The organism is Pseudomonas sp. JE3303 (genome assembly GCF_056312565.1).
This window is the reverse complement of sequence record NZ_JBWGIF010000002.1, coordinates 238,807-262,992: the sequence shown is the minus strand read 5'-3', so window position 1 is coordinate 262,992 and position 24,186 is coordinate 238,807. Positions and strand designations below refer to the sequence as shown.

Here is a 24,186-nt window from a genome sequence, read left to right as displayed (position 1 = left end):
AGCCCTGTGAAAACCTCCACGTCTCATCCCCGCCTGCGGCCCGATGCCCTGCGCTGGGCCATGTTCGTCAGCCTGCTGGCACCGCCCGCGGCGCTTGCCAATGGCGGCCTCAACCCCGCCGCTGGCCCCGGCGGCACGCCGGTCATCAATAACGGCCATGGTGTGCCGGTGATCGACATCGTCGCGCCCAACGCCAATGGCCTGTCCCATAACCAGTTCATGGACTACAACGTCGGCCGTCCTGGCGTGGTGCTCAACAACGCCACCGGCGCCGGCCAGTCGCAACTGGCCGGCGCGCTGAACGCCAACCCACAGTTCCAGGGCCAGGCCGCTTCGACCATCCTCAACGAAGTCATCAGCCGCAACGCATCGCTGATCGAAGGCCCGCAGGAGATCTTCGGCCGGCCTGCCGACTACATCCTGGCCAACCCCAACGGCATCACCCTCAATGGCGGCAGTTTCATCAACACCACCAGCGCCGCGTTCCTGGTCGGTACGCCGGATCTCCAGGAACAGACGCTCAAGCACCTGGATACCCTCGAAGCCGCGGGCTCGCTGCTGGTGCTCAAGGGTGGCCAGAGCAATGCGGACGGGGCCCTGGAGCTGATTGCCCCGCGCATCGAGAGCCTGGGCCCGCTTGAAGCCCGCGACGACTTGACGCTCACGGCTGGCCGCAACCGCATCGATGCCGCGAGCGGCGAGGTGCTGCACCACTTGCCCGGCACTCAGGGCAGCCTCGACGCCAGTCTGTTCGGCGCCATGCGTGCCGGGCGCATCCGCATCAACAGCACCGCCGAAGGCGCCGGGGTACGGGTGGGGCGCACGACACTGCAGGCCCGCGATGGCATCGCGATCAGTTCAGCAGGCAGCCTGCACATCAGCGGCAGCGAGAGGGGCCGGACCGAGTTGCTCAGCGAGCGCGGCGACCTGTCGCTCAAGGCCGGCGCAGACCTTGTGCTGCACGCCACGCGGGGCCAGGCCGAGCGAATCGACGCCCAGGCGGGGAAGGACCTGCGGCTCGACACGCAGATGCGCGAGACCATCAAGCACGACAACGAGAGCTGGGACAGCAAGGCGGTGTTCATCACCTACGAAACCTACGACCGCACAGGCACCAGGACCAACCGCCAGCAACTGGTCAGCGAACTGCACGCCAACGGCGACATTTCCCTGAGATCTGGCAACGACACCCGAATCAACGGCTCCAAGGTCGAGGCAGACGGCACGCTGACGCTGAGCAGCGGGGGCAACATGAGCATCCTTGCCGCCCTCGACAGCACCCGCGCCACCGAGCGGGTCCGCCACCGCAAGCACCTCTGGCGGGGCGACAGCGATTCCAGCAGCTATGGGGAGCAAGCCGTCTCCAGCCGTCTGGCCGGCGAGCGCGTCGACCTCAAGGCAGGGGGTGATCTGAAGCTGGCCGGCAGCAGTATCGAAAGCCGCGCCGACATGACCCTCGAGGCGAGAAACATCGACGTGGGCACGGTTTCGCTCAAGCACGAAGGCTCCAAGAAGGACTACCGCGGCGACCTGGTGTCCGGGACCTTCTTCGGCGACCGCAGCGGGGATGACAGCCAAGGCGACGAGGCCCACGGCAGCCGCATCCACTCCGGGGGCTCCCTCGACGTCACCGCCGGCCAGGTGCAGATCAAGGGCAGCGAGGTCCACAGCGAGGGAGACGGCGTGCTCTACAGCAACAACGGCCTGCTGTCGGTCGAATCGGCACAGGGCACGTCCAGCTCGCAGCGGCGCCAGAGCGACAGCAAGTTGTTCAACCTGATCGGCAGCAAGCGCGAGCACAGCAGCAACGAGCGCCAGGTGCTGGTCAGCGACGTGTCTTCCAGCACCAACCTGCGCCTGGCCAGCGCCGATGAGATGCAGATTCGCGGAGCGAAGATTTCCGCCGGACAGGACTTGCAGCTGCAGGCGGAAAAAGACATCGGCATCGCAAGCGCCGAGAGCACGCTCACCAGCAAGACCTCGACCCAGAACCGCGCCTTCAGTGCCCATGCCGGGCAAACCCAGGACGCCCAGGACGGCAGGCCCGAGTCACGCCAATACACCGCCAGCATCGGCTACAAGGTCGACCAGGCAAGCACCCAACTCGACGAACTCACGCAGACGCCCAGCGAGCTTGGCGGCGCGACAGTGAGCATCAGCACCAACGGCAAGCTGGAGGTCAATGGCTCCAAGGTCAAGGCGCACGGCGGCGACCTGGACATCAAGGCCGAAACCGTCGCGCTCGGCGCCACCCGCAACGAGCAGCAGTCACGGGTTGTCACTACCGACAGCGGTGGCGGCCTGGCAGTGAGCGGTGGCATCGACCGCGTCGGGAGCGCCTTCGAGGGGCATCACGACCGCAAGGAAGTGCGCGAGAAGGAATCCACCGCCCAGCGCAGCGAGCTGAGCGCCAGTGGCGACCTGAAGATCACCGCGCGCGAGGTCGTCAATGACGCCGCCAGCATCAAGGCCGGCAGGGAACTGCTGGTGGGCGCCGAGCGCATCGACAACCGCGCGGTGCACGATACCTACGAGCGCGAGGAAAGCGTCGACAACTGGAAGGGCAACCTCGGCGCAAGCGTGGAGTACCGTGGCCTGACCCGGCCGATCGAGAGCCTGGTGCTGGGCCAGGAGGCCCCACGCTTCCAGCAGGCCGGCGTGGAAGATGCGCTGGTGGCGCCCAGCGTTGGGGCAGACCTGGGCGTCGGTCATGTCGAGCGCAAGGCCATCGACAGCCGCAGCACCGCGCAGGTCAACTCGCTGGAAGGTGGAGCGATCGTGGTCAAGGCACAGACGGTCAACGACGAGGGCACCTCGTACCAGTCCAATGTGGGCTCGTTGAAGGTCGACGCCGACAGCCACACCCTGCTCGCGGCACACGACAGCAAGAGCAGCAGCGTGCAGCGGCTGGACTACGAGGGTGACGTGCGGGTCGACACCAACACCGGGACCGACCTCAGCGTGCGGCTGGCCGGCAAGGGCGGCTCGCAGGAGACCAGCAAGGTCGAGGAAACCGCTCGTCCCGGCAGCCTCTACGGCCAGACCGGCATCCAGGTGCAGCTGGGCAGCGATGGGCTGTACGAGGGCACTCGCATCAACGGCGGCGACGGCTCGGTGCTGATCACGGCCAAGGGCGGTCTCAAGCTGACCCAGGCCAATGACAGCCAGCGCCAGCAGGAACGCAAGCTGGACGGCAGCGGCTGGGCCAAGGGGGGCAACAGCCCGGCCGGCACGGGGGTTGAGGCCCGCGGGTATCTCGACCACAGCGAACAGCAGTCCCTCGACACCCAGGCCCGGGTGGCGCAGATCGATGCCAAGGGCGAGGTGCAGCTGAGCAGCGGTGGCGACATGCTGCTCGAAGGCACGCGTATAGGCGACCGCACGGCCAAGACCGGCGATATCAACCTGGACACCGGCGGCCTGCTGCAGGTCAAGGCGGCCAGCAGCACCCACACCGCCGAGGGCAGCAAGCTCGGGGGCGGGCTCGAGATCGGTGCCAAGCACGGCGGCGCCAACAGCGGCAGCCTGGGTGGGCACCTCGAGACTGGACGGGTCAACGAGCACGATGCCACAGCCAGCAATGCCGACTTCAACGCATCGGGCAACATCACCCTGGCCAGCCAGGCGCGTGACGACCAGGCTGTGCATCTGCAAGGCCTGCAAGCCTCTGCGTCGACGATCAGCCTGAACGCCAGCAACGGCGGCATCCTGGTCGAGTCGTCGAGCAACACCGAACGGCGTGACAATCTGGACGTGGCGGCGGGCGCGGGCTTCAACATGACCCGCGCGGACTCGGCCGAGGACAGCACCCAGGGCCTGCATGGCCGGGTACAGGTGGAGCTCGACCGGCGCAACAACCTGACCCACGCCAACAGCCTGCTGCGGGCCGACAAGGTGGCCTTCAACAGCCTTGGCGACACCCGCCTGGAAGGCGCGAGGGTCGAGGCGAGCCGCATCGGAGGCCAGGTCGGCGGCGACCTGGTGCTCGCCAGCCGCAAGGACAGCATCGACAGCCTGACGCTGAAGGTCGATGGCCGCCTGAGCAAGGAGACCAATCCCCAGGGCTATACCAACGCCGCCAAGGCATTTGCAGGACCGGCAGGCGCCAAGGTCGGAGAAAAGGCAGGACCGGCATTGAGCAAGGTCGAGCCGGGCCTGTCACCGACCTTCAGCCTTGACCTTTCGCATCGTCAGAACGACAGCGTCGCCAGCCAGAGCATGCTCAAGGGGCACGAGGGCATCGACCTGCAAGTCGGGGGCGGCACCCGCCTGACCGGCGCCAGGCTGCAGTCCGGCGCAGGCACTGTCGAACTCGGTGGCAGCGCGGTCAGCCAGCAGTCGCTGAGCGGCCGTGACTACCGCCGGGAGGTGGCGATCGATGCGTCCAACGCACCGGTCGACCTGGGCACCGCCGTGATCAACGGCATCAAGCACAGCGGCGCCAGCAGCGGCGAGAACCCGCTCGACCTGGGGCTGCTGAAGACCAGTGGTCACGACCGCCGCGAGCAATGGAACGCCGGCATCCAGCAGAAAGGGGGCGTCCAGCCCTGAGCACTACCAACTGATCCGCCGCTGCATGCGGGTGGCCCCTGGGTCCAGCCAGTTGCCGGCGCGCAACACCGGCAGCAGCGCGGCCTCGTCCTGAACCTCCACGTTCAGCTGGGCCTGGCGGGCCAGCAGGTCGGCATCCAGCGCCGCCTGGTGCTGGCCTGCCAGGGCCAACTGGCCCGCCAGGTGCCATCCCCTGCTGCAATCGACCTGCAGCCAGCCCTGCCCCAACCCCAGGGACCAGGGTGCTGTCAGCGCCAGGTCGTCCACCCTGATCCGCCCCTCGGCGCCACGGCACTGCCGGCCGGCGCCCTGGAGGCGGATCGTCCCTTTCCATTGCCCCGCCACTCGATAGGCTGATACGCCACCGGGGCGGGCGCCCAGCGCCTGCAACTGTGCGTGCCAGTCCCAGGGCCATCCCCGCAGCTGTACCTCCCAACCCTGACCCTGGTAGCCGAAACGTGCCTGGGCGTGCAACCGCCAGGGCTGCCAATGCCATTCCATTGGTCCGAGCTCGGCCACCTGGCGGGCCTGGCCGCGCCACACGCTGCCAGTGACGCCTTCGGCCGGCAACGCCAATGCGCGGGCCAGCCAGCTGGCGGGCAGCTCGACCAGCAGGGTCAGGCCCAGTACCAGCACGAACCACAGCGCTGCACGGCGGCTCATGGCTGTACCTGCACATCGAAGCTCAGTCCCGTGGCGTCTTGCTCCAGTGCCCACTGCGAGATACGCACGCCTTCGCCTTGCAATGCCTGCAACCAGCCTTGCAGGGCAATCGGGTCGCTGGCGTGCCCGCGTAATTGCCAGCGGCTGCCTTGGGTGTCGAGCTCGGCCAACCGTATCGCTCGCGCCTCGGCTGTCTGGCGCAAACGCTCAAGGCTCATGGGCGGACCGTCCGGCAGGCTGGCGGCGGTCTCGGCCAATACGTGCCACTGGGTCATCACCCGCCATTGCGCCAGGCCCTCGCGTATCCCGAGGACCGACAGCAGCAGGCCGATCAGTGTCCAGGCCAGCGGCCGGCGATAACGCGTCAACAGCGCGCCAGTCATGCCGCACCGCCCAGGTCGAAGACTACCTGCCACTGGGCAGGTTGATCGCCAGGCTTGAGCTCTACCCGCGCATCGGCGGCGCTGGCCATGGCCTCCCAGGATGGACCCGCGCCCTCACCGGAAATCCCCAGGTGCCAGCGCTGGCCGTCGAAGCGCACGGCATGCACGTGCCATCCAGGGTGCTGGCGCAACCAGTCCTGCAGCTGTGCGTGCAGGCCATCGAGCTTGCGCAGGCGCAATTCACGCTCCTGCTCGGCTTCGCGCAGGCGCTTGAGGGCTTGCGCGGCCTGGCGCGGGGAGGCCTGCTCGCCCGTCACGGCCAGCACCTGGCTCCGATACAGCTGGGCCTGACGCCACTCCTGGCTCAGCCACAGGGCGCCCCAGAGTATGGCGAAGGCGAGGCAGGCAAAGGCCAGGCGCAACTGCGCGCGAGGCAGTACAAGCTGGCGGCTGCGGCCCAGGTCGAACAACGTCGGCTGCCTGTCCAGCGCTGCCAGTCGCGAGGGCCAGCGACCATGCAGGCGCTCGTGTTGCCAGCCTGCCCAAGGCGCCGGGCGCTCGTCACCCAGTATCCCCGGCCAGGCAAGCCAATGTTCGCGGCCATCCTCGCCGCGCCCTCGCAACACCTCCACGCCCTCTTCCCGTTGCCAGTGGCAGGCACGGCCTGGCCCAGGTACCGGCAGCAGCTGGAACTCGGCCCAGCAGCGCTCTACCTGCAACCCCCAGCCGGCACAGACGGCCTGCCATGCGAGCAGAGGCTCGCGCTCGACACAGACCAGCTGCAACTGCCCCGGCTGGCGATCAAGACAGGCGCACAGCACCTGCTCCGGGCTTTGCAACATGCGGTCCTCGAGCAGCACGGGCCACTCGCCGCGCTTGAGACCAGGCGGCGCAGGCACCTGGAAGTGGCTGCACAAGGCGCCCGGCACGACAAGCGCCACCTGCGCCTGCACGTCCGCAGGCGGGCGGCCTTCACCTTCGCGCCGCGGCTCGCCCGCGTCCATCAGCAGCCATTGCCAGGGCGCCGTGCCCTGCCCCGGGCGCAGCAACAGCCAGGGACGCGGGGCGGGGCGCCGTCGCCAGTCAAGTTTCATGAGCGCCCCCAGGGCAAGGCGAAGGTACATACGTATGGCGCTCCATCGTGCTGAAACTGCACCCGCACGCCGGGATCAGGGCGGGCGGGCTGGTCAGAAGGCCAGGCCAGCCAGCGGCCGCCCTGGTAGAACAGGAAACTCGCTGCCGTCACGCCCTTGAGCTGCTCGCGCAGCGACCAGCGCGGCTCGCCCGCGGCATAGAGGTCGGCCGAGCTTTCCAGCCGCAGCGTTTGCCCCCGGGCATCGAACCGAAGGCGTTGGCGCTGCAGCCGGGAACCGCCTTCCGCTGCTGGCCAGGCTGCCGCTGACACCCAAAGCAGCTGATTGCGGTCGGGCTGCCAGTCGAGCCAGCGGGTGGCCAGCGGCAAGCGTTGCTCGGATAACCGGCGCAGGACCGGGCTGTCGAACCGGCGCTCCAGCGCCAGGCAGAAGTCCAGCACGGCGCCGGATTCGTCAGGGCTGTCGAGTCGCTCGCGCACCTTCAGCCAGCCATTGACCAAGGCCGCCAGCATCACCCCGAGCACGGCGGTCAGGGCCATGGCCACCATCAGCTCGATCAGGGTCAGCCCGGCCTGACGGCGCTTCATGGCCGCACCAGGAAGACGCTGTACTGGCCGAGCGGCAGGCGTGCATCGCGGTCGGCGAACAGTTGCAGCTCGCCGCGGCGCAAGTGGGCCACGCCGGTGCGGCGGAGCTGCAGCTGCCAGTGACACGCCTGCCCACCCTGATGCAGGACGCCACTGTCCTGGCGGGTTTTCGGCCAATAACCCTCGACACTGAACCGCGCTTGCAGCTCGCGGGCACAGAGCACGCCGAGACGGTGCTGCTGCACGCTGTCCTGCACTGCCAGGCGCTGGCGCAAGACTTGGCTGGCCATCACCGCAAGCACGGCGGCAATGCCCAGCGCCACGCTGACCTCGAGCAAGGTAAAGCCCTGCTGGCGGCGCTTCACGGGTTCACCGCCAGGCGCAGTTGCCCGTCACGTTGCCACGCCCAGCGCTGGCTGCCCTGCGGCCATTGCCAGAGCACACTGCCAGGCGCGGCCCAGCCATCAGGGGTAAACACCAGCTGCGGTGATTGGCTGGCCGGCCAGTCCGGGCGCAGTCCCTTGGGCCAGTCACCCAGGGACACCGGCTCGACGATCCAGCCACTGGCCACCCGGCGCACGAACTCCAGCCGCTCGCCATTCCAGCGCAAGCCACGCAACTGCCCGGCGTGCCGCGCCAGCGCCGCCTGTTCGCGGGTAGTGGCGGCCAGCCGGGTCAGCGCCTGCTGCACGCCCGCCTTGCCGCTGTCGAGCCAGGCGACGCTGAGCCCGGTCATCAGCCCGGCTATGGCCAGCACCACCAGCAGTTCGATCAGGCTGAAGCCACGCTGCCCGCCCATGGCTCAAAGCGCCCAGTTGCCCAGGTCGGCATCCAGGTCTTCGCCACCGGGCACGCCGTCGGCGCCCAGCGAGAAGATATCGACGCGGCCGTGCTCGCCCGGCATGCGGTACTGGTACGGCGTGCCCCAGGGGTCTTCCGGCAGACGGCGGATATAGCCGTCACTGCGCCAGGCCCGGGGCAGCGGCTCCTGCCGGGGCTTGGTCGCCAACGCGGCGAGCCCTTGCTCGTTGCTGGGGAAGCGCAGGTTGTCGAGCCGGTACATGTCCAGCGCCTGCTCGAGGGTGGCCAGGTCGGCCATCACCTTCTGGCGCATGGCCTTGTCCTGGTTGCCCAGCACGCTGGGGGCGACCACGGCGATCAGCAGGCCGATGATGAAGATCACCACCATGATCTCCATGAGGGTAAAACCGCGCTGGCGCGCGCGTTGTCGATGCATGGTGCTGCTCCTCGTCACAGTGTCAGGCCCTGGTTGAGCTGCATGATCGGCAACAGCACCGCCAGCACGATGAACAGCACCACGCCACCCATCACCAGGATCATCAGGGGTTCGAACAACGCCATGGCCGTGTCGACCTGGCGGGCAAAGCCGCGCTCCTGGTCATCGGCCACGCGTTCAAGCATGTCGGCCAGGGCACCGCTGGCCTCTCCGCTGCCCACCATGTTCACCAGCAGCGGTGGAAACCGAGCGGTGGCATCCAGCGCGCGATGCAGGCTGGTGCCGCCCTGCACCTGCTGGCTGACCTGCTCCAGCGCCAGGCGCACGCGGCGGTTGCCGACCGTTGCCGTGGCCACGTGCAGGGCTTCGAGCAGGGCCACGCCGCTGCCGGTGAGAATCGCCAGGCTGCGCGACAGGCGTGCGCTTTCGAGTACCTGCAAAAGGCTGCCGATACGCGGCAGGCGCAGCAGCAGGTCGTCGCGGCGCAGGCACCAGTTGGGCTTGCGCAGCAGCCAGCTGGCCAGCACGGCAAGCATCACCCCGGCACCCAGCAGCCAGGGGCCGGCGCTGACCAGGCCCTGGCTCAGGCCGATCAGCACCGACGTCAGCAGCGGCAGGGCCTGCCCGGAATGGGCGAACTGCTCGGTGAGCTTGGGCACGACAAACGTCATCAGGCCGACCACCACGGCCAGCGACACGCCCATCAGCACGCTGGGATAGATCAGCGCGGTGCGGGCCTTGTGCTGCTGGCGCTGCACCTGCTCCAGGTGCTCGGCCAGGCGTGCGAGCACTTGGGCCAGGCGCCCGGAGCGCTCGCCCGCCTCGACCAGCGCGCAGTACAGACCGGTGAAGGGCGCACCCTGGCGGGCGAGGCTGCGCGCCAGACCCAGGCCTTCGGCCAGCGATCCGCGCAGCGCCACCAGCAGACCCTGCAAGGCCGGCTGGCGCAGTTGGCGCTCCAGGGTTGCCAAGGCATCGACCAGGGGGATTCCGGCACCGATCAACGTTGCCAGTTGCCGGGTCAGCTCGCACAGCTGGGTGCGGGTCAGGCGCTGCCGGCGCGGCTGCGACACGCCCGCCTCGACCCGTTGCAACCGGCGGGCGAACAGGCCCTGCTCGCGCAACAGTTGCCGGGCATGGCGCTCGCTGTCGGCCTGCACGCTGGAGGTGTGCGGCTTGCCGGCGAGGTCGAGGGCCTGGTAGCGGTAGGTCGGCATGGTCAGCCCTGCACCGCGCGCAGCACTTCGGCGAGGCTGGTCTCGCCGCGTGCCAGGCAGTCGCTGGCCATGGCCACGAGGCTTTGCCGGCGCCCGTCCAGGTAGTGGTGCATGGCCGGCTCGCTGGCACCGTCGTACAGCAGGGCTATCAGCCCAGCGTCCAGCTCGATGAATTCGTACAGGCCCAGGCGCCCGTTGTAGCCGCTGCCCTGGCACAGCTCGCAGCCGACCGCGTGGTAGCTCTGGCCCAGGTCCGCCAGCTCAGGCCAGAGCTGGCGTTCGGCCGCTTGCAACGGTTGCGCCTGGGCGCAGCTGCACAGGCGCCGCACCAGGCGCTGGGCCAACACCCCGCGCAGGCAGGAGGCGATCAGAAACGGTTCGATACCCATGTCGCGCAACCGCGTCACAGCGCCCACGGCGCTGTTGGTGTGCAGGGTCGAGAGCACCAGGTGCCCGGTCAGGCTGGCCTGCACGGCGATCTGCGCGGTCTCCTGGTCGCGGATCTCGCCGAGCATGATCACGTCCGGGTCCTGGCGCAGGATGGCGCGCAGGCCGCTGGCAAACGTCAGCCCGGCGCGAGGGTTGATGGCGGTCTGGCCGATGCCGGCGATGGCGTACTCGACCGGATCCTCGACAGTCAGGATATTGCGGCTGCCGTCGTTCAGGCTGTTGAGGCTGGCATACAGCGTGGTGGTCTTGCCGGAGCCGGTGGGGCCGGTGCTGAGCACGATCCCATTGGGCCGCCCGAGGCAGCTGCGCAGCCCTTGCAACGCTTGTCCGGGCATGCCCAGGTTGGTCAGCGAGAGCAGGCTCGCCTGCTTGTCGAGCACGCGCATCACGACCCGCTCGCCGTGGATGCCCGGCAGCGTCGAGACACGCACATCCACCTCGCGGCCTGCCGCGCGCAGGGTGATGCGGCCATCCTGGGGCTGGCGCTTCTCGGCGATGTCCAGGCGCGCCATGACCTTGATCCGCGACACCAGCATGGCCGAGAGCGCGCGCGGCGGGCGCAGCACCTCGCGCAGATGGCCGTCCACGCGCAGGCGCACCACCAGGCTCTGCTCGAAGGTCTCGATATGAATGTCCGAGGCCCGCAGGCGCAGGGCCTGGCCGAACAACCCGTTGATCAGGCGGATCACCGGCGCTTCGTCATCGCTCTCCAGCAGGTCTTCGATACGCGGCATCTCGCTCATCAGGCCATCGAGGTCGACGTGCTCGCCGATCCCTTCGATCAGCGCGGCGGTGGCCGCATCGCCCGTCTGGTAGAGCTGGCCCAGGCGCTCGTCGAACGCTTCAGGAGCCAGGTATTCGAGCGCCAGCGGTTGGCCATGTACGCGCAGCAGCTCGTGCAACTGGTCGCTGTCGGCATCGCGCCGCAGCCACAGCTGCCAGCCCTCGGCTGCAGGAGCCATCGCCATCCCAGCCTGGCGCGCGAGGCGGTAAGGCAGCATCACCAGTCACCCCCGTCGAGGCGCGCACGGCTGGCCGGAAACGCCTGCAGCAGCGCGGCGCCTTCGTCCAGGTTGGGCAGGGCCAGCGGGGTCTCCTGTTGCAGGCGCTGGTATTTCTGCTGGCTCAGTCCAGCGAGGCTTGGGCCGTCGCGCAGGATGCGCGGGCGGATGAAGACCATCAGGTTCTGCTTCACGCCCCTGTTCGAATCGGAACGGAACAGCCGTCCCAGCCCGGGTATATCACCCAGCAGCGGGACTTTCTGGTTGCTGGTGCTGACCTCGTCGCTGATCAACCCGCCAAGGATCACCAGGCCGTTGTCCTCGACCATGACCTTGGTCTTGATCTCGCGCTTGTTGGTGATCACATCGCTGGCCGAGGCCGTGTCGGCGATCGAGGACACCTCCTGGACAATGTCGAGGCGCACGGTGTTGTCGATGTTGATCTGCGGCTTGATCCGCAGCTTGACCCCGACCTCCTTGCGCTCGATGGTCTGGTACGGGTTGGCGTTGTTCTGCGTCACCGAGCCTGTGACAAACGGCACCTCCTGGCCCACCAGAATCGATGCCTCGGCGTTGTCCAGGGTCAGCAGGGTCGGCGTCGAGAGCAGGTTGAAACCGCTTTTGCTCTTGAGCGCATTGACCAGCATGGCGAAGTTGAAACCACCGCCGAAATGCCCGATGCCGGCGGTGGCGCCGGTAACGGTGGACAGCAGGTCGCCCAGGTCGGCGGCGTCGCCGCCGGCCGCGGCCCCTGCGATGCTGGCGATGTTGGCGCCGCCGGTGCTGAAGTTGACGATGCCCGCGCCGAATTTTTCGTCGGCGAACAGCCATTGCACGCCCAGTTCCTGGGCTCGCGAGTCCGATACCTCGGCGATGATCGCCTCGACCACCACCTGGGCGCGGCGTATGTCCAACTGCTCGACGATGCTGCGGTAAGCCGCCACTTCGCTGTCAGGCCCCACCATGACGACGGCATTGGTGCCTTCTTCATATTCCAGGCGGATGCCCGAGTCGCTGACCGGCAACGGTGCCTTGCCCTCGCCTTCGCCCTGCCCTTCGGCGCTGGGCGCGGCGCCCTCCTGGCTGAGGCCGCGGAGTACCTTGACCACCTCGGCGGCATTGGCATGGCGCAGGTAGATGACCTGGGAGTTGGAACTGTGCTGGTTGTCCCGTGGCTGGTCGAGCTGGGCCAGCAGGGCCCGGACCCGCTCGCGGCTGTCGGCGCTGCCACGCACCAGCAAGGCATTGCTGCGCGGGTCGGCGACCACCTGGGCGCTGTCGGCGCCTTGCTCGCTGGCCAGCAGGCGGGTGATCAAGCCACTGGTATCGGCGGCGCTGGCGTGTCGCAGGGGCATGACCTGCAGCGGCTCCTCGCTGACCTGGTCGAGCTGGCGCAGCAGGCTGTCGATACGCGCAAGGTTGCTGCGCCAGTCGGTCACCACCAGCAGGTTGGCGGCCGGATACGGCGTGATCACGCCAACGCGCGGATCGATCAAGGGCTTGAGGATGCCCAGCATCTGCTCGCTCGCGGCATTGCGCACATTGAACACCCGGGTCGCCACGCCATCGCTGCCCTGGCTCGGCTTGCCGACTGGCTCTACCGGCACCGGCTCGAGACGCGCGGCCTGGTCGGGGACGATCTTCACGCTGCCGTTGGGTAGGTCGACCGCGGCGAAACCCTGGGCGCGCAGCTGGGCCAGGAAGATGTCGTAGATCGACTCGGCGTCGTGGCGGTCCACGGTACGCACCGTGACCTTGCCCTTGACCCTGGGATCGACGATGAAGGTGGTGCCTGTGATGCGGGACACGCTGTCGATGAACTCACCCAGGTCGGTGTCGACGAAGTTGACCTCGTACTGCGGCGTCTCGCCCTCTTCCAGCACCTCGGGCTCCTCGGCACGGGCGGTGGTCAGGGCCAGGCACAACAGGCCGGCCAGCCAGTATCTCGCGATCATCACTTATCCTTGGCGCTTGAAGCCGGTCACGGCGGGCCGTGGCGGCCAGGGCAGGCGTTCACGCCGCCCCTGGTTGTCGAAAATCAGGCCCTTGTCGTCGATGTCCTGCAGCACGATCCCCGGCGCCAGGCGCTGGCCTCGGCCAAGCGTGCGCACTTGCTCGCCGTAGCGCAGCACTACCACGGTAGCGCGCAAGGGGTCGGCCTTGAGCCCACCCAGATAATGCAGAGGCAGGCGGGTCAGGGGGATGTCGCCGCTTGGGGCGACGGGTTGCCAGTGCCCCACCAGCAACCCTGGCAGCGCCACTTCATCCAGGCCGGGCGCACTGACCGGCACCGGCTGGCGGCTCAGCTGCAACAGGCACTGTGCAGCGAGCCAGGCCGCCAGGGTCAGCCCCAGGCCGTTGGCTATCCGGGCGCCGCGGGTCAAGCACTCACCTGCCGTGGATGCCAGCCAGGATGCCCCTGGACATAACGCACTTCGGGCAGCTGCAGGGCGGGCAGCTGCCAGTCGGCGGGTTGCCGCGCCAGCCAGTTTTCCACCCGCTGCCACAACGGCTCGCCCGCGCCCGCGTCAAAGTGCAAGCCAAAGGTACGGCACAGGCCCTGGACCGGGGCGAGCCCGGCGATGCGCTTGCCCACGGCGCTGTAGCTGACCTGCCAGGCCTGGCCTTGCCAACGTGGCAGGTCCTGGCTGTTGTCGAGCAGCAAAGGATCGCCGAACAGTTGCTCGGCGGCGTTTTCCAGCACCTGCTCGACCTGCCGCGCCGGGGCGTCGACCACGGGTGCGGGATAGCCGCCGGTGAGGTTGATCAGGTGCTCGCGGGTGATGGTTTCGCCCGCCCGCAGCGGCACGTCGTAGCGCAGCCCCGGCAGCAACACCGGCATGCCGCTGTCGTCCGCCAGGGCCTGGTGCAACAGGCGATCCCAGCTGCCGGCGCGGGTGTCGCGACGCCACAGCGCTTGGGGCGCTCGGGCCAGGGGTTGGTCAAGCCAGGCCGCGTGGCCCGCGCGTTGCTGCTGCAGTTGCCCACGCAACTGCCCCACCCGGGCCTGCGCGGCCGGCCCAAGCGACTGCTCGAACGCCGGAAAGAAACGTGCCTCGAAACGCCACTGTCCAGCCATCTGCTGGCAGCGAATACGAAACGCCCCGCTGCCCCGGCAACCGCCGAACAACACCGGCACGCGGCGTCCGCTGGCCTGGGTCACTTCGACCGGCGCCGGCCAGAAGTCCTGGCCACGGGCGCACAGCACGGCGTCGATCTGCGGCACCCGCTCGGCCAGCCACAGGCCCGGCCCAGTGCCGACATCGGCCAGGGCCACCACCAGGTCTGCCTCGCGGCGCGCCTGTTCGAAGCTGGGCAGCAACGACTCGTACCACTGCTTGAGCGAGGCTTTCTGGTCCTGGGCATACGGGTCGGTGACACCGACCACGGCCACCCGTACCCCGCCGCGTTCGAACAGCTGCACATCTTTGATGCCCAACGCCTGGGCATGGGCCGCAGACAATCCGCCTCCCAGGGTGATCGCCGCCGATTGCTGGTACAGCCCAGCGCTGCGTTGTGGCCACAGCACCCGCTCGTCACTGCTGACGCGGACTTCGCTGCCCAGCAGCTGGCTGCCTTGAACGCCGCTGGCGCCCTGGGTCAGGTAGGCCAGCCCGCTGCCGTTCCAGCCCTGGCCGTTTTCGAGGGTCAGGCAATGGTCCGCGCCGCTTTCATTACGCAGTTGTTCAAGCAGCGCCGCCAATACCGCATAGCCGCCCAGGCGGGCGCTGTCCGCAAGGCGGGCATCGAGCAACGGCGCGAGTTCGGCATGGCCGGCGCCGGCGCTGCTGCCCGTCATCCAGGGCGCGCGGCCCAGCCGGGTAACCGGCCCCAGGCGGGTGGCGGGAACCACGGCGTGGCCAGGCTGACGGGCATCGAGGGTGTCGGCGATATAGAGGAGGTCCAGCGCTGGCGCGCCGCCTGAGTGGGTACCAGGAATTGCGGAACAGGCGCCCAGCAGCGGAGCCATTGCTCCGATACCCATCCAGCTGATCAACTCCCGTCTGCGCATGCTCGCCATCGACCCCGCCTGCCTTCCCTGCTGTTTGACTGTGGGCCGGGATATTGCGGAGCTTAGGTGACAGTTTGATGGCAGTTATAGGACAGCTATCGCGGAACGATCCTACAAATTCGCTGCTAAGAACCTGTAGTTTTAAAAACACGTTAACAAAACTGCCAATGAATCATCACATTGGCGCTCTAAAGTCCCGGTTTCTTCCAACACAGCTCTATCAAAAAGAAGGAATCACTGATGAGTCGAGATACCGGCGACAACCTGGACCGGAACCTGAGCGGCAACCTGCCGATGGCCAGTGTCATGGACGCCTATCTGAGCCGCCGCACCGTGATGCGCGGAAGCCTGGGCGCCGCGATCGCCATGATCGCCGGTACCGGCCTGACCGGCTGCTTCGACAGCGGCAGCGATTCGGACGATGACCCGGTCGTCGAGCCGCCAGTGACCGAACCAGAACTGCCGGAACTCGCCCTCGGCTTCACCTCGATTCCAGGCTCGCGCACCGACGCCTGCGTCGTCGCCGCTGGCTACAGTGCCTACGTGCTCGCCCCGTGGGGCACGCCGCTCAACAGCAATGCCAGCCCGTGGAAAGCGGATGGCAGCAACACCTCGGTCGACCAGGCCAACGCCATGGGCATGCACCACGACGGCATGCACTTCTTCCCCATCAACGGCAGCTCGGACGACGGCCTGCTGGCGATCAACTTCGAGTACATCGACGCCGACGCCCTTCACCCGGCCGGCCCGACCACCGACGCCAGCGGCAACCGCCCGGCCGAAGAGGTGCGCAAGGAAATCAACGCCCACGGCGCTGGCGTGGTGCGCCTGAGCAAGGTCAGCGGCCGCTGGCAGGTGGTCGACAACGACCCGCTCAACCGCCGCTTCACCACCGCCACCGTAATGGACATCGCCGGCCCCCTGCGCGGTACCGATCACGTCAAGACCAGGTTCTCCGTCGATGGGACCCAGGCCCGTGGCACCAACAACAACTGCGGCAACGGCTTCACCCCTTGGGGCACCTACCTCACCTGCGAGGAAAACTGGCCCGGTATCTTCGTCAACAAGGGCGTACGCCCGGCCGACCAGCAGCGCATCGGCGTGTCCACCTCCAGCGGCAACTACGACTGGGAGACCGCTGCAGGCGATCCTTCGGAAGTGAACGATGAGTTCGCCCGCTTCGACGTGACCCCGACCGGCGCCACGGCCGTGGAGGACTACCGCAACGAAGCCAGCACCTATGGCTACATCGTCGAGATCGACCCGTACAGCGCCGGCACTCTTGCGGTCAAACGCACCGCGCTCGGGCGTTTCCGCCACGAAGGCTGCTGCCCTGGCCTGCCGGTGGTCGGCAAGCCGTTGGTCTGGTACACCGGTGACGACTCCAACAACGAGTACCTCTACAAGTTCGTTTCCACCGCCTTGTGGGAAGAGGCCGATGCCAACCCGGCCGACCGCCTGGCCACCGGTGCCAAGTACATGGACCAGGGCAAGCTCTACGTCGCCCGCTTCAATGCCGACGGCAGCGGCGTCTGGCTGCTGCTCGACGTCAGCACCCCGACCACCACCGGCACCACCCTGGGTGCGCTGTACGGCGACTTGGCCGGGATCATCCTGCACACCCGTGGCGCCGCGGATGCCGTCGGCGCCACGCCGATGGACCGTCCGGAGTGGACCACGGTCAACCCGCTCAACGGCGACGTGTACCTGACCCTGACCAACAACAGCGCCCGCACTCCTGAAAAAGTCGATGCCGCCAACCCGCGCGGTCCGAACCGCCACGGCCATATCATCCGCTGGCACGACAGCGACGATCACCTGAGCTTCACCTGGGACATCTTCGTCTTCGGCGCCAACGCGGCCGGCACCGCCGACATCAACCGCTCCGGCCTGACCGAACTCAACCAGTTCGCCAGCCCTGACGGGATGAGCTTCGATAGCCGGGGCATCCTGTGGTTCCAGACCGACAACGGCGAGTCGACCCTTACCAGCTACACCAACGACCAGATGCTGGCCGTGATCCCCACCGACCTGGTCGATGCCAACGGCACGCAGATTCCGGTCAACGCGCAGAACCAGGTCGACCTGCGGCGCTTCTTCGTCGGCCCGAACGGTTGCGAGGTCACGGGCATCGCCTTTGCGCCCGACAACAAGTCGCTGTTCGTCAACATCCAGCACCCGGGCAACTGGCCGTCCACCGATGTCGCGACCGCCGTGACACCTGCCGGCACCACCGTGCGGCCACGAGCCTCCACCGTGGTAATCCAGCGTGATGACGGCGGCGAGATCGGCATCGCCTGATCCCCTGCGCTCCGAGCGCGAGCCGTTGCCTTACCAGGGCAGCGGCTCGCGGCTTTTCACCCGAACTTGCTGCGCCGGCACCCGCGCGTGCCACTGCACCACCCCCAGCGCCTCGACCTCGAACTCGCTGCGCATCTGCCGCCCCTCCTCCTCGAACTCCAGTTGCAGCAGGAAATGCCCACTGTTGAGCATGAGCCCGGCGCTGAGCCGCTCGAAGGTCTCATCATCCACCGCTCCCAATGCCTGGCGCAGCGCCGAGGCATCCACGTAGCCCGACGCCGGGCGGCCACTGACGATACGGCTGAGCAAGGACCGCGCGAACCGGCCCTCGTACAGCGCATCGAGCAGAGGCAGGTGCTCGAGGCCCAGGGCATTGGCGTTCAGGCGCCAGCCGGTGGTTTCAGGCAAGGCGCAGAGGGCCGGGTAGCGTGCCTGGCGAGTGACGTCCCGGTCGAGCAGCAGGTTGAGTTCGCTGGTGTCGAGCATTGCCTGGTTGGCGGCCAGGCGCGCCGGTGACTGGCGCAGGTACTGGTCGTCTTCCGCGCCGTGCAGGCGCGTCTGGTGGTCATTGTCGAGCCAGTCGGCCAAGGCATCGGTGAAGCGCTCGGCGGCCAGGTCATCGCCGAGCAGGTGTTTCAACTGCCGCTCGGCCATCTCACCGTCCTCGCCCAGCAGCGCATTGACGTTGAAACAGGTGTGCAGGTCGCGCACCCGCAGTTGCGCCGCCCCATCGCCGAAATCATAGGCCAGCGGCTGGCCGCGCAAGGCCTGCCAGAACAATGGGCTGACCCGCCAGGCTGGATCGCGCAGCGCCTGTTCGGCAAATGCCAGCCCGGCCTGCTCCATCGCCCGCACCTGTACCCGCTGCTGCAGCAGCCGCACGCTGTCTACCTGCTGGCGGCCGTCCTGCACCAGCCAGGTCAATCCGGCGGCAAGCATCGCTAGCACCACCATCACCATCAGCAGCGCGGCGCCGCGCTGTTGTCTGCCACCCATCTGTGCGCCCTCTTTCTGCGTCGAGGCGCCAGTCAACACCGTGGATGTTGCAGGCGCATGGCAAAACCGTCCGCGAGTCACGTTCACGTCATAAAGCGCAGGCAGGATTGGCCTTCCTTTTCATGAGCTTGGAGTTGTTTCCCATGGGTGGCATCGGTATCTGGCAATTGGTGATCGTGCTGTTGATCGTGTTCCTGCTGTTTGGCACCAAGCGGCTCAAGGGCCTGGGCAGCGATGTTGGCGAGGCGATCCAGGGCTTTCGCAAGTCCATGGGCGGCAATGCTGACGAACCCGCCCAGCCTGCACCAGTGGAACAACCGGCTCCGCTGACCGCGCAGCCTCTGCACCAGGCGCAAGCGGATCGCCAGGCCTGATGTTCGAGATAGGCTTCACCGAACTGCTGCTTGTGGGCGTAGTGGCCTTGCTGGTGCTGGGGCCGGAGCGCCTGCCGGTGGCAGCCCGCACGGTCGGCCGCGGGCTGGGGCAGGCGCGCCGGGCAATGAACGCACTGCGCGCCCAGGTAGAACGCGAACTCGATGCGCCCAGGTTCGACAGTGCGCCGTTGCATCGCCTGGAGCAGGAAATCCGCCAGGGCATCAGCCTGCGGGCACCCCCTGCCAATGATGCCGTCCCGGTGGCCAGCGCCAAGGAGAATGCCTCATGACGGCCGCTGTCGAAAACGCGCGGATGCCGCTTACCGAACACCTGCGCGACCTGCGCAAGCGTCTGGTGCGCTGCCTGCTGGTCATTGCCCTGGTCTTCGTCGGCCTGTTCCCGTTCGCCCAGGCGCTCTACACGCAGATATCCGAACCCTTGAGGCGTTTCCTGCCCGAGGGCGCCAGCATGATCGCCACCAGCGTGACCTCGCCCTTCCTCGCGCCCTTCAAGCTGACGTTGATGTGCGCCTTGTTCGTTGCCATGCCAGTGCTGCTGCACCAGGCGTGGGGCTTTATCGCCCCGGGCATGTACCGCCGGGAGCGGCGCATCGCGGTACCGCTGCTGGTGTCGAGCATCGTGCTGTTCTATGCCGGCATGGCGTTCGCGTTTTTCGTGGTGTTTCCGATGATGTTCGGCTTCTTTGCCAGCGTGACCCCGGACGGGGTGGCGATGATGACCGACATCAGCCTGTACCTGGACTTCATCCTGGCGCTGTTCCTGGCGTTCGGGCTGGCGTTCGAGATACCGGTGGCGACGTTCATCGTGGTGTGGGCGGGGTTCACGGATGTGGCCACGCTGCGCCGCAGCCGGCCTTATGTGGTCGTCGGGTGCTTTGTGGTGGGGATGATACTGACGCCGCCTGACGTGTTCTCGCAGACGTTGCTGGCGGTGCCGATGTGGCTGCTGTTCGAGGTAGGGTTGGTGGCGTGCGGCGGGTTGCGCAAGCAGGAGGGAGCGGTGCAGAACCGCGAGATGTCTGTTGAATGATCCGCCGCGATGGCGTCAGTGAGGTCTAGAACTCGGCCAGCTTCCAGACCTCATACGCCGGGGTCTCGTACGGATGACTCCGCTTGAGCGCAGCGACGACCTGAGCGATCAGGTCGTCCGCCACCACCAGTTCAACCCGCCATTCCTCGACCTGCTCGACCACACCGGCCTGCCCGAGAAACGGCTGGCTGCCGTCCAACGGGCGAAACTGGCCTTGGCCGAGCACCTGCCACGCGCAGTGGTCGTAGTTGCCGATGCGTCCGCCACCTGCGGCGAACACTTCGGCCTTGACCCCTTTGACATGGCTTGGCGGGACGAAGAAGGCGAGCTTGTACACCTTTAGTTCACCCAGACCCGCGCATTGCGGAACATGCGCATCCAGGCGCCGTCTTCCTGCCACTCCTCCGGACGCCACGAGTTCTGCGCGGCGCGGAATACGCGCTCAGGGTGCGGCATCATGATGGTCACACGGCCGTCGCGGCTGGTGAGGCCGGTGATGCCACGCGGCGAGCTGTTCGGGTTGGCCGGGTAGGCCTCGGTCACCTTGCCGTGGTTGTCGACGTAGCGCAGGGCCACGCAGCCGGACACGTCGGCTTCCAGCAATGCCTGTTCGTTGGCGAACTCGGCATGGCCTTCGCCGTGGGCGATGGCGATCGGCATGCGAGAGCCGGCCATGCCCTGCAGGAAGATCGAGTTGGACTTCTGCACCTCGACCATGGCCACGCGCGCCTCGAACTGCTCCGAGCGGTTACGCACGAAGTGCGGCCAGAACTCGGTGCCGGGGATCAGCTCGTGCAGGTTGGACATCATCTGGCAACCGTTGCACACGCCAAGGGCGAAGCTGTCGTTGCGCTCGAAGAAGGCCTGGAAGGCATCACGGGCGCGGCTGTTGAACAGGGCCGACTTGGCCCAGCCTTCGCCGGCGCCCAGTACGTCGCCGTAGGAGAAGCCGCCGCAGGCGACCAGGCCCTTGAAGGTCTCGAAGTCGACACGGCCGGCGAGGATGTCGCTCATGTGCACGTCGATCGCGTCGAAGCCGGCGCGGTCGAAGGCTGCCGCCATTTCCACCTGGCCGTTGACGCCCTGCTCGCGCAGGATCGCCACTTGCGGGCGCACGCCCTTCTTGATGTACGGCGCGGCGATGTCGTCGTTGACATCGAAGCCGAGCTTGGCGCTCAGGCCCGGGTTGTCTTCTTCCAGCAGTGCGTCGAACTCCTGATCGGCGCAGTCGGCGTTGTCGCGCAGGCGCTGGATCTGGTAGCTGGTCTCGGCCCACTGGCGCTGCAGCAGGCGGCGATCGCCCTTGAACAGCTCCTCGCCATTGAGGCGCACGACGACTTCGCCGTTGTTGATCGGCTGACCGATCACCGCGACGCAATCTTCGCCCAGGCCCGCTGCGCTGAACTGGGCCAGCACGTCTGGCGTAGCGTCCTGGCGAACCTGGATCACCGCGCCGAGCTCTTCGTTGAAGAGGATCGCGCCGATTTTCTCAGCCTTGCTGGTCAGGGTGTCCAGCTCGAGGTCCAGGCCGCAGTGACCGGCGAAGGCCATTTCCAGCACGGTGGTCATCAGGCCGCCGTCGGAACGGTCATGGTAGGCCAGCAGGTGACCGTCGGCGTTGAGGCCCTGGATCACGGCGAAGAAGGCCTTGAGGTCCTCGGCGTCGTCGACGTCCGGCGCCTGGCTGCCGAGCTTGCCATGGGTCTGGGCCAGGATCGAGGCGCCCATGCGGTTCTTGCCGCGGCCCAGGTCGATCAGCACCAGGTCGGTCTCGCCCTTGTCCATGCGCAGTTGCGGGGTCAGGGTCTTGCGGATGTCGACGACCGGGGCGAAGCCGCTGACGATCAGCGACATCGGCGAGGTGACGCTCTTCTGCGCGCCCTCGTCGCTCCACTGGGTCTTCATCGACATGGAGTCCTTGCCGACCGGAATGGTCAGGCCCAGCTCCGGGCACAACTCCATGCCGACAGCCTTGACGGTGTCGTACAGGCGGGCGTCTTCACCGGGGTGGCCGGCAGCGGACATCCAGTTGGCCGACAGCTTGATGTCGGACAGCTTGCCGATGCTCGCCGCCGCCAGGTTGGTCAGGGTCTCGCCGATCGCCATGCGCCCGGACGCCGGGGCGTCGAGCAGGGCCAGCGGAGTACGCTCGCCCATGGCCATGGCTTCGCCGGTGTAGACATCGAAGCTGGTGGCGGTGACGGCGCAGTCTGCGACCGGAACCTGCCACGGGCCGACCATCTGGTCGCGGGCAACCAGGCCGGTGATGCTGCGGTCGCCGATGGTGATCAGGAAGCTCTTGCTGGCCACGGCTGGATGGCGCAGTACACGCTCGACGGAGTCGGCCAGCTGCAGCGCGCTTGGGTCGAAGTCATCGCCCAGCTCGGCTTCGCGGGTGACCGAACGGTGCATGCGCGGCGGCTTGCCGAGCAGTACGTCGAGCGGCATGTCCACCGGGCTGTTGCCGAAGTGGCGGTCGGTGACGGTCAGGTGCGGCTCGGCGGTCGCCTCGCCGACGACCGCGAACGGGCAGCGCTCGCGCTCGCAGATCGCCTTGAAACGCTCGAAGTCGGCGGCATCGACCGCCATGACGTAGCGTTCCTGGGATTCGTTGCTCCAGATCTCGTGCGGGGCCATGCCCGGCTCGTCGTTGGGCACGTTGCGCAGCTCGAAGCGGCCACCGCGGCCACCGTCGTTGACCAGCTCGGGGAAGGCGTTGGACAGGCCACCGGCACCCACGTCGTGGATGAAGGCGATCGGGTTGGCGTCGCCCAGCTGCCAGCAACGGTCGATGACTTCCTGGCAGCGGCGTTCCATTTCCGGGTTTTCGCGCTGTACCGAGGCAAAGTCCAGGTCCGCGGAGCTCGCGCCGGTGGCGACAGAAGAGGCCGCGCCACCACCCAGGCCGATCAGCATGGCCGGGCCGCCGAGCACGATCAGCTTGGCGCCGACGGTGATCTCGGCCTTCTGCACGTGATCCTCGCGGATGTTGCCCAGGCCGCCGGCCAGCATGATCGGCTTGTGGTAACCGCGCACTTCTTCGCCGTGCGGGGTGTTGATCGATTGCTCGAAGGTCCGGAAGTAGCCGGTCAGCGCCGGACGGCCGAATTCGTTGTTGAACGCGGCGCCGCCCAGCGGGCCTTCGATCATGATGTCCAGCGCGGTGACGATGCGCTCAGGCTTGCCGTAGGCCTGCTCCCACGGCTGTTCGAAGCCCGGGATCTGCAGGTTGGAAACGGTGAAGCCGCTCAGGCCGGCCTTGGGCTTGGCGCCACGGCCGGTGGCACCTTCGTCGCGGATCTCGCCGCCGGAGCCGGTGGAGGCACCGGAGAACGGCGAAATGGCGGTCGGGTGGTTGTGCGTCTCGACCTTCATCAGGATGTGCACCGGCTCCTGCACCGCGCCGTACTGGCGGGTATCGGGATTCGGGAAGAAGCGGCCGGCCACGCTGCCGACGATCACCGAAGCGTTGTCCTTGTAAGCGGACAAGACGCCTTCGCTGTGCATCTGGTAGGTGTTCTTGATCATGCCGAACAGGCTTTTTTCCTGCTCCTGGCCGTCGATGTCCCAACTGGCGTTGAAGATCTTGTGACGGCAATGCTCGGAGTTGGCCTGGGCGAACATCATCAGTTCGATGTCGTGCGGGTTGCGCTTGAGCCCCTGGAAGGCGCTGACCAGGTAGTCGATCTCGTCGTCGGCCAGGGCCAGGCCCAGGTCGGCGTTGGCCTGCGCCAGGGCGGCGCGGCCGCCACCGAGCACGTCCACGGCGGTCAGCGGCTTGGGCTGGGCGTGGCTGAACAGGCCCGCGGCCTCTTCGAGCTGGGCCAGCACGCGCTGGGTCATGCGGTCGTGCAGCAGGGCCGCGACGCTGGCGGCGTCGGCTTCGTTCAGCTCACCGCTGACGTAGTAGGCAATGCCGCGCTCCAGGCGCTGGACGTTGGCCAGGCCGCAGTTGTGGGCAATGTCGCTGGCCTTGCTCGACCAGGGCGAAATCGTGCCCAGGCGCGGCACGACCAGGAACAGGCGGCCGCTGGGTGCTTGCACCGGCACGCTCGGGCCGTACTTGAGCAGACGGCCCAGCACCTGCTGTTGGTCGTCGGACAGATCGCCATCGACTTCGGCGAAATGGGCGAATTCAGCATACAAGCCAGTAACAGCGGGGACTTTCTGGCTCAGTTGCTCGAGTAATTTACCGTGGCGAAAGGCAGAAAGGGCAGGAGCGCCGCGCAGGATCAACATCGTCGGGACAGCCTCAGGAAGGGGTGTGCT

General features: G+C 67.5%; 20 protein-coding genes. 5 read left to right on the top strand and 15 right to left on the bottom strand.

The window, feature by feature from the left end:
* Positions 1-6: 6 nt before the first annotated feature.
* On the top strand, positions 7-4,551 hold the full coding sequence (locus AC0ZZU_RS04625) for a hemagglutinin repeat-containing protein (protein WP_476339371.1): 4,545 nt from the start codon (positions 7-9) through the stop codon (positions 4,549-4,551).
* A gap of 3 nt (positions 4,552-4,554) precedes the next feature.
* Here the strand turns inward: AC0ZZU_RS04625 and AC0ZZU_RS04620 are convergent, their stop codons facing one another.
* The 12 genes from AC0ZZU_RS04620 to AC0ZZU_RS04565 are packed head-to-tail and all read right to left on the bottom strand — an operon-like array spanning position 4,555 to position 15,204.
* Entirely contained in the window at positions 4,555-5,214 is a 660-nt protein-coding gene (locus AC0ZZU_RS04620) for a hypothetical protein (RefSeq protein WP_476339370.1), read from the bottom strand.
* Entirely contained in the window at positions 5,211-5,597 is a 387-nt protein-coding gene (gspM, locus tag AC0ZZU_RS04615) for a type II secretion system protein GspM (protein WP_476339369.1), read from the bottom strand. Before gspM ends, AC0ZZU_RS04620 begins: the two co-directional genes overlap by 4 nt.
* Complete coding sequence (locus AC0ZZU_RS04610; protein ID WP_476339368.1) at positions 5,594-6,691, bottom strand: GspL/Epsl periplasmic domain-containing protein; 1,098 nt, start codon at positions 6,689-6,691, stop codon at positions 5,594-5,596. Before AC0ZZU_RS04610 ends, gspM begins: the two co-directional genes overlap by 4 nt.
* Positions 6,688-7,278, bottom strand: a complete 591-nt coding sequence (locus AC0ZZU_RS04605; RefSeq protein ID WP_476339367.1) for a prepilin-type N-terminal cleavage/methylation domain-containing protein — start codon at positions 7,276-7,278, stop codon at positions 6,688-6,690. The genes AC0ZZU_RS04610 and AC0ZZU_RS04605 overlap by 4 nt, the downstream gene beginning before the upstream one ends.
* Positions 7,275-7,643, bottom strand: a complete 369-nt coding sequence (locus tag AC0ZZU_RS04600) for a type II secretion system protein (protein WP_476339366.1) — start codon at positions 7,641-7,643, stop codon at positions 7,275-7,277. The genes AC0ZZU_RS04605 and AC0ZZU_RS04600 overlap by 4 nt, the downstream gene beginning before the upstream one ends.
* Positions 7,640-8,077: a type II secretion system minor pseudopilin GspH gene (gene gspH, locus AC0ZZU_RS04595; RefSeq protein WP_476339365.1), complete on the bottom strand. Its 438-nt coding sequence runs from the start codon at positions 8,075-8,077 to the stop codon at positions 7,640-7,642. Before gspH ends, AC0ZZU_RS04600 begins: the two co-directional genes overlap by 4 nt.
* 3 nt (positions 8,078-8,080) lie before the next feature.
* Entirely contained in the window at positions 8,081-8,515 is a 435-nt protein-coding gene (gspG, locus tag AC0ZZU_RS04590) for a type II secretion system major pseudopilin GspG (RefSeq protein WP_476339364.1), read from the bottom strand.
* A 14-nt stretch (positions 8,516-8,529) separates the two neighbouring features.
* Positions 8,530-9,732 (bottom strand): type II secretion system inner membrane protein GspF, encoded by a 1,203-nt coding sequence (gspF, locus tag AC0ZZU_RS04585; protein WP_476339363.1) that lies wholly within the window; start codon positions 9,730-9,732, stop codon positions 8,530-8,532.
* A 2-nt stretch (positions 9,733-9,734) separates the two neighbouring features.
* On the bottom strand, positions 9,735-11,183 hold the full coding sequence (locus AC0ZZU_RS04580) for a GspE/PulE family protein (protein WP_476339362.1): 1,449 nt from the start codon (positions 11,181-11,183) through the stop codon (positions 9,735-9,737).
* On the bottom strand, positions 11,183-13,138 hold the full coding sequence (gene gspD / locus AC0ZZU_RS04575; protein ID WP_476339361.1) for a type II secretion system secretin GspD: 1,956 nt from the start codon (positions 13,136-13,138) through the stop codon (positions 11,183-11,185). The genes AC0ZZU_RS04580 and gspD overlap by 1 nt, the downstream gene beginning before the upstream one ends.
* Before the next feature lie 3 nt (positions 13,139-13,141).
* Positions 13,142-13,567: a pilus assembly protein PilZ gene (locus tag AC0ZZU_RS04570; protein ID WP_476339360.1), complete on the bottom strand. Its 426-nt coding sequence runs from the start codon at positions 13,565-13,567 to the stop codon at positions 13,142-13,144.
* The gene (locus AC0ZZU_RS04565; RefSeq protein ID WP_476339359.1) at positions 13,564-15,204 is read right to left on the bottom strand and encodes a bifunctional UDP-sugar hydrolase/5'-nucleotidase; all 1,641 of its coding nucleotides are present in this window, start codon (positions 15,202-15,204) and stop codon (positions 13,564-13,566) included. The genes AC0ZZU_RS04570 and AC0ZZU_RS04565 overlap by 4 nt, the downstream gene beginning before the upstream one ends.
* 231 nt (positions 15,205-15,435) lie before the next feature.
* On the opposite strand from AC0ZZU_RS04565, the gene AC0ZZU_RS04560 reads away from it, so the two are divergent.
* Entirely contained in the window at positions 15,436-17,496 is a 2,061-nt protein-coding gene (locus AC0ZZU_RS04560; protein ID WP_476339358.1) for a PhoX family protein, read from the top strand.
* A gap of 30 nt (positions 17,497-17,526) precedes the next feature.
* Here AC0ZZU_RS04560 and gspK read toward each other — a convergent pair whose 3' ends face one another.
* On the bottom strand, positions 17,527-18,492 hold the full coding sequence (gene gspK, locus AC0ZZU_RS04555) for a type II secretion system minor pseudopilin GspK (RefSeq protein WP_476339357.1): 966 nt from the start codon (positions 18,490-18,492) through the stop codon (positions 17,527-17,529).
* A 143-nt stretch (positions 18,493-18,635) separates the two neighbouring features.
* Here gspK and tatA point away from each other — a divergent pair, with 143 nt between their 5' ends.
* From tatA to tatC, 3 genes are read left to right on the top strand one after another with little or no spacing between them, the layout of a single operon-like run.
* Positions 18,636-18,866, top strand: coding sequence for a twin-arginine translocase TatA/TatE family subunit (gene tatA, locus AC0ZZU_RS04550; RefSeq protein WP_476339497.1), 231 nt, complete (start codon positions 18,636-18,638; stop codon positions 18,864-18,866).
* Positions 18,866-19,156 (top strand): Sec-independent protein translocase protein TatB, encoded by a 291-nt coding sequence (gene tatB / locus AC0ZZU_RS04545; protein ID WP_476339356.1) that lies wholly within the window; start codon positions 18,866-18,868, stop codon positions 19,154-19,156. The genes tatA and tatB overlap by 1 nt, the downstream gene beginning before the upstream one ends.
* On the top strand, positions 19,153-19,917 hold the full coding sequence (gene tatC / locus AC0ZZU_RS04540) for a twin-arginine translocase subunit TatC (RefSeq protein ID WP_476339355.1): 765 nt from the start codon (positions 19,153-19,155) through the stop codon (positions 19,915-19,917). The genes tatB and tatC overlap by 4 nt, the downstream gene beginning before the upstream one ends.
* Before the next feature lie 25 nt (positions 19,918-19,942).
* Here tatC and AC0ZZU_RS04535 read toward each other — a convergent pair whose 3' ends face one another.
* Positions 19,943-20,254, bottom strand: a complete 312-nt coding sequence (locus AC0ZZU_RS04535) for an NGG1p interacting factor NIF3 (protein WP_476339354.1) — start codon at positions 20,252-20,254, stop codon at positions 19,943-19,945.
* A 2-nt stretch (positions 20,255-20,256) separates the two neighbouring features.
* Positions 20,257-24,156 carry a phosphoribosylformylglycinamidine synthase gene (gene purL, locus AC0ZZU_RS04530; protein WP_476339353.1) on the bottom strand — a complete coding sequence of 1,300 codons (3,900 nt, stop codon included), beginning with the start codon at positions 24,154-24,156 and terminating at the stop codon, positions 20,257-20,259.
* Positions 24,157-24,186: the final 30 nt, after the last annotated feature.